Here is a 4,952-nt window from a genome sequence, read left to right as displayed (position 1 = left end):
CCCGCCGCCCGGGCTCCGCCCGCAACCGCGCGGTCACCCGCCGCCGCCGGCTCGCCCTGGCGGTGGCGGCGGTGATCCTGGCGGCGGCGGGTGTGGGCACCTGGCTGGCCATGACGGAGGACGAGGCGGCCCCACCCCAGGACACGCAGAACTCGGCCCCGGCCGACCCCTGACCCGCCCAGGGGCGCGGGACTGCGCCGACATGCGGCTCCGCCGCGTGGGCGCGAAGGGGGCGGGCCATAGGGGCGCGGGGAACTGCGCTAAGGGGTCTGGGGGCGGAGCCCCCGGGGACGATGGGGGCACCTCCCGCTCGAGCGAAACCGAGAGTGGGGGAGGGAAGGGGCGGCGGGGGCGAAACGAACGACCACCCACGGCCGGAAGCCACCCCGCCCCGACTGCCCCAGCCCGGTAATGCCCCGCCCCACCCCCGCCACCCTGCGTGGGCCGGCCGGCGGAGCCGTTACGCTGGAGGGCGTGGCAGTCGTCGATGTATCCGAAGAGCTCAAGTCCCTCTCCTCGACCATGGAGTCGATCGAGGCCGTTCTGGACCTCGACAAGCTGAGGGCAGACATCGCCGTGCTCGAGGAGCAGGCGGCCGCGCCGTCCCTGTGGGACAACCCGGACGAGGCGCAGAAGATCACCAGCAAGCTCTCCCACCTCCAGGCCGAGGTGCGGAAGACCGAGGCGCTCCGGGGCCGGATCGACGATCTCTCCGTGCTCTTCGAGATGGCCGAGGAGGAGGACGACCCGGACACCCGCGCGGAGGCCGAGTCCGAGCTCGCCGCAGTCCGGAAGGCGCTGGACGAGATGGAGGTCCGGACGCTGCTCAGCGGCGAGTACGACTCCCGCGAGGCGCTCGTCAACATCCGCGCGGAGGCCGGTGGCGTCGACGCCGCCGACTTCGCCGAGAAGCTCCAGCGGATGTACCTGCGCTGGGCGGAGCAGAAGGGCTACAAGACCGAGCTGATCGAGACGTCGTACGCGGAGGAGGCCGGCATCAAGTCGACCACCTTCTCCGTCCAGGCCCCCTACGCCTACGGCACCCTCTCCGTCGAGCAGGGCACGCACCGCCTGGTGCGCATCTCGCCCTTCGACAACCAGGGCCGCCGTCAGACCTCCTTCGCGGGCGTCGAGATCCTCCCCGTGGTCGAGCAGACCGACCACATCGAGATCGACGAGTCCGAGCTGCGGGTGGACGTGTACCGGTCGTCCGGTCCCGGCGGCCAGGGCGTGAACACCACCGACTCCGCGGTGCGGCTCACCCACATCCCCACCGGCATCGTGGTCTCCTGCCAGAACGAGCGCTCCCAGATCCAGAACAAGGCCACCGCGATGAACGTCCTCCAGGCCAAGCTCCTGGAGCGGCGCCGTCAGGAGGAGCAGGCCAAGATGGACGCCCTCAAGGGCGACGGCGGCAACTCCTGGGGCAACCAGATGCGTTCGTACGTGCTGCACCCGTACCAGATGGTCAAGGACCTGCGCACGGAGCACGAGGTCGGCAACCCCGAGTCCGTGTTCAACGGCGAGATCGACGGCTTCCTGGAGGCCGGAATTCGCTGGCGCAAGCAGCGGGAGAAGTAACCCCCGGCACGAACACCGATTTGTCGACAAGGCAACCGCCGTCATTTGGACGGCGGTTGCCTTTTCGTCCGGTGGCATCCGGGATTTACATCACACTCACAGTTTCGTTATCCCGCAAAGCGCGCGTAGGCGGACATCGCGTACGCAACGGCCTTGACGTTCTTTTGGAAAATCGGAAGGGTGAAGCGTGGCATGCGTATCTCTGGGGCGCATGTGAACCGGGGGGCGTTTCATCGCAGTTACCCCCGTTGATCACCGCCCCGAGCGCGGCCTCATTGACGATGAGCTACTGGGGGTAGCAACCATATGACGAAGAAGACGCGGATCCGTGTCGCTCGGATCGCGGCCGGCGCCGTGATCGCGGCCGGTGCCTCGCTGTCGGCGGCGGGTGCCGCTTCGGCGCTCGACTTCAACATCGGCATCACCGCCGGCGACGAGCCGGACCCGGGCTGCGACCTCGTGGTCGATCCGGAGTGTGAAGAGGGGGGTGGCGAGAACCCGGGTGGGGAGAACCCCGGTGGCGAGAACCCGGGCGGCGAGAACCCCGGTGGGGAGAACCCTGGTGGGGAGAACCCGGGTGGGGAGAACCCCGGTGGCGAGAACCCCGGTGGCGAGAACCCGGGCGGGGAGAACCCCGGTGGGGAGAACCCGGGCGGGGAGAACCCCGGTGGGGAGAACCCGGGCGGGGAGAACCCCGGTGGGGAGAACCCCGGCGGTGAAGAGCCCGGCGGCGAGAACCCCGGCGGTGAGGACCCCGTAGAGCCCGCCCCGGGTGACGACGGTGACGACAACACCGGCGGCACCACCCCGGACGGCGGCAACGACGCCTCTCCCCAGGACCAGGGCTCCTCGGCCCTGACCGACACCGGTGACGACGCCCCGGCCACTTCGGCCCAGGGCGGCGACGGCAAGGAGCTCGCCGAGACCGGTGCCGCCGAGACCACGTTCCTGCTGATCGGCGCCGCCACGATGATCGCCGGCGGTATCGGCTTCCGGGTGCTGCCGCGCATGATGGCCGGCCGCGGCGCCGCCGCCTGACGGTCGCCGCGCGCGTACGCACCGTACGCATGACGTAGGGCCCGGAGCGCAACCGCGCTCCGGGCCCTCGCTCGTGTCCGTGCGACCGGCGTCAGACGGTCTGGTGGGCGAGCAGCGCCACCGCCGCGACCAGTACCGCCAGCAGCGCGATCAGCATCATGGGGTTCAGCCCCGCGAAGAAGTTCTCCTGCTGCAGCCGCTCGCGGTTCGCGCGGCACACCGGGCACCGGCCCTCGCTCACGGGCGCGGCGCAGTTCGCGCACACCAGCCGGTCGTACGTCATGCGCTCGCCCTCCTCGCACCGGTTCCAGATGAACAACGCCCACCTTCTCGCGAACGTTCCCCCTCCACTGTGCCAGGTTCCTGCGGAAGCCGCGCCGGGTCGCTCCCGGAGGGGGTGGTTCATGAGGATTCGCGGCTGCGGCGCCGTTGGGTTTGCCCGCGCCCACGCAGCGGAGCCGCACATGTCACAGCCCCGCGCTCCCGGGGGTGCTGCCCTCACCCGGCACCGGAACAAAAGGGCGCAAGTCTTACGCAACCCCTACCGGTGCCTGCGCACGCCTACCCGGTTCGCGTATGGTCACGCTCATCTACCCCCGGCTAACCGTGGTGCATCCGTGATCCGATTCGACAACGTGTCCAAGGCCTACCCCAAGCAGAACCGTCCCGCACTCAGGGATGTCTCCCTGGAAGTGGAGAAGGGCGAGTTCGTGTTCCTCGTGGGGTCCTCCGGCTCCGGAAAGTCCACCTTCCTGCGGCTGATCCTCCGCGAGGAGCGGGCCAGCCACGGACAGGTGCACGTCCTGGGCAAGGATCTCGCCCGCGTCTCCAACTGGAAGGTGCCGCAGATCCGGCGCCAGCTGGGGACCGTCTTCCAGGACTTCCGTCTGCTGCCGAACAAGACGGTCGCCGAGAACGTCGCCTTCGCGCAGGAGGTGATCGGCAAGTCGCGCGGTGAGATCCGCAAGTCCGTGCCGCAGGTGCTCGACCTCGTCGGGCTCGGCGGCAAGGAGGAGCGGATGCCCGGCGAGCTCTCCGGTGGTGAGCAGCAGCGCGTCGCCATCGCGCGGGCCTTCGTCAACCGGCCCAAGCTGCTCATCTGCGACGAGCCCACCGGCAACCTCGACCCGCAGACCTCCGTCGGCATCATGAAGCTGCTCGACCGCATCAACCGGACGGGCACCACCGTGGTGATGGCGACGCACGACCAGAACATCGTGGACCAGATGCGCAAGCGCGTCATCGAGCTGGAGAAGGGCCGTCTCGTCCGCGACCAGGCACGCGGCGTCTACGGCTACCAGCACTGACGCTCCACGGAAAGGCTTGATCAGACGCCATGCGCGCCCAGTTCGTCCTGTCGGAGATCGGCGTCGGTCTCCGCCGCAACCTGACGATGACCTTCGCCGTCGTCGTCTCCGTCGCCCTGTCGCTAGCCCTGTTCGGTGGGTCGCTCCTGATGAACGACCAGGTGAACACCATGAAGGGCTACTGGTACGACAAGGTCAACGTCTCCATCTTCCTGTGCAACAAGAGTGACGCCGAGTCCGACCCCAACTGCGCCAAGGGCGCGGTGACCGACGACCAGAAGGGTCAGATCAAGACCGACCTGGAGAAGATGTCGGTCGTCGACGAGGTGACGTACGAGTCGCAGGACGAGGCGTACAAGCACTACAAGGAGCAGTTCGGCGACTCCCCGCTGGCCAGCTCCCTGACGCCGGACCAGATGCAGGAGTCGTACCGCATCAAGCTGAAGGACCCGGAGAAGTACCAGGTCATCGCGACCGCCTTCGACGGGCGGGACGGCGTGCAGTCGGTGCAGGACCAGAAGGGCATCCTGGACAACCTCTTCGGGCTGCTGGAGGGCATGAACATCGCCGCCCTCGCGATGATGGCGCTCATGCTGGTCGTCGCCCTGATGCTGATCGTGAACACGGTGCGCGTCTCCGCGTTCAGCCGCCGCCGCGAGACCGGCATCATGCGCCTGGTCGGCGCCTCCGGCTTCTACATCCAGACGCCGTTCATCATGGAGGCCGCGGTCGCCGGACTCATCGGCGGCATCCTCGCGTGCGGGTTCCTGGTGGTCGGCCGGTACTTCATCATCGACAACGGACTGGCCCTGTCGGAGAAGCTGAACCTGATCAACTTCATCGGCTGGGACGCCGTACTGACGAAGCTCCCGCTGATCCTGGCGACCAGTCTGCTGATGCCGGCGCTGGCCGCGTTCTTCGCGCTGCGCAAGTATCTGAAGGTGTGACTCTTGCCAAGAGGGGCGTACGGTCAACCGACCGTGCGCCCCTTCGTGTTGTCCTAGACTCACCGCCATGTCAGGTCGT

5 protein-coding genes are annotated in these 4,952 nt (G+C 68.5%); 4 read left to right on the top strand and 1 reads right to left on the bottom strand.

The window, feature by feature from the left end; all coding sequences use genetic code 11:
- Positions 1-474: 474 nt before the first annotated feature.
- Both prfB and B7767_RS26975 read left to right on the top strand, forming a co-directional pair.
- Positions 475-1,581, top strand: coding sequence for a peptide chain release factor 2 (gene prfB, locus B7767_RS26980; RefSeq protein WP_085574455.1), 1,107 nt, complete (start codon positions 475-477; stop codon positions 1,579-1,581).
- A 306-nt stretch (positions 1,582-1,887) separates the two neighbouring features.
- The gene (locus B7767_RS26975; protein WP_085574454.1) at positions 1,888-2,619 is read left to right on the top strand and encodes an LPXTG cell wall anchor domain-containing protein; all 732 of its coding nucleotides are present in this window, start codon (positions 1,888-1,890) and stop codon (positions 2,617-2,619) included.
- A gap of 91 nt (positions 2,620-2,710) precedes the next feature.
- Here B7767_RS26975 and B7767_RS26970 read toward each other — a convergent pair whose 3' ends face one another.
- On the bottom strand, positions 2,711-2,902 hold the full coding sequence (locus tag B7767_RS26970; RefSeq protein ID WP_030834342.1) for a hypothetical protein: 192 nt from the start codon (positions 2,900-2,902) through the stop codon (positions 2,711-2,713).
- A 334-nt stretch (positions 2,903-3,236) separates the two neighbouring features.
- Between B7767_RS26970 and ftsE the strand changes: the two genes are divergently transcribed.
- Both ftsE and ftsX read left to right on the top strand, forming a co-directional pair.
- Complete coding sequence (gene ftsE, locus B7767_RS26965; RefSeq protein WP_030868506.1) at positions 3,237-3,926, top strand: cell division ATP-binding protein FtsE; 690 nt, start codon at positions 3,237-3,239, stop codon at positions 3,924-3,926.
- 29 nt (positions 3,927-3,955) lie between these two features.
- Entirely contained in the window at positions 3,956-4,873 is a 918-nt protein-coding gene (gene ftsX / locus B7767_RS26960; protein ID WP_085574453.1) for a permease-like cell division protein FtsX, read from the top strand.
- The last annotated feature ends 79 nt before the right edge of the window (positions 4,874-4,952 follow it).

Source organism: Streptomyces sp. 13-12-16 (assembly GCF_002114215.1).
GTDB lineage: Bacteria > Actinomycetota > Actinomycetes > Streptomycetales > Streptomycetaceae > Streptomyces.
The sequence above is the reverse complement of the archived record's forward strand: the minus strand, read 5'-3'. Positions and strand labels throughout refer to the sequence as shown.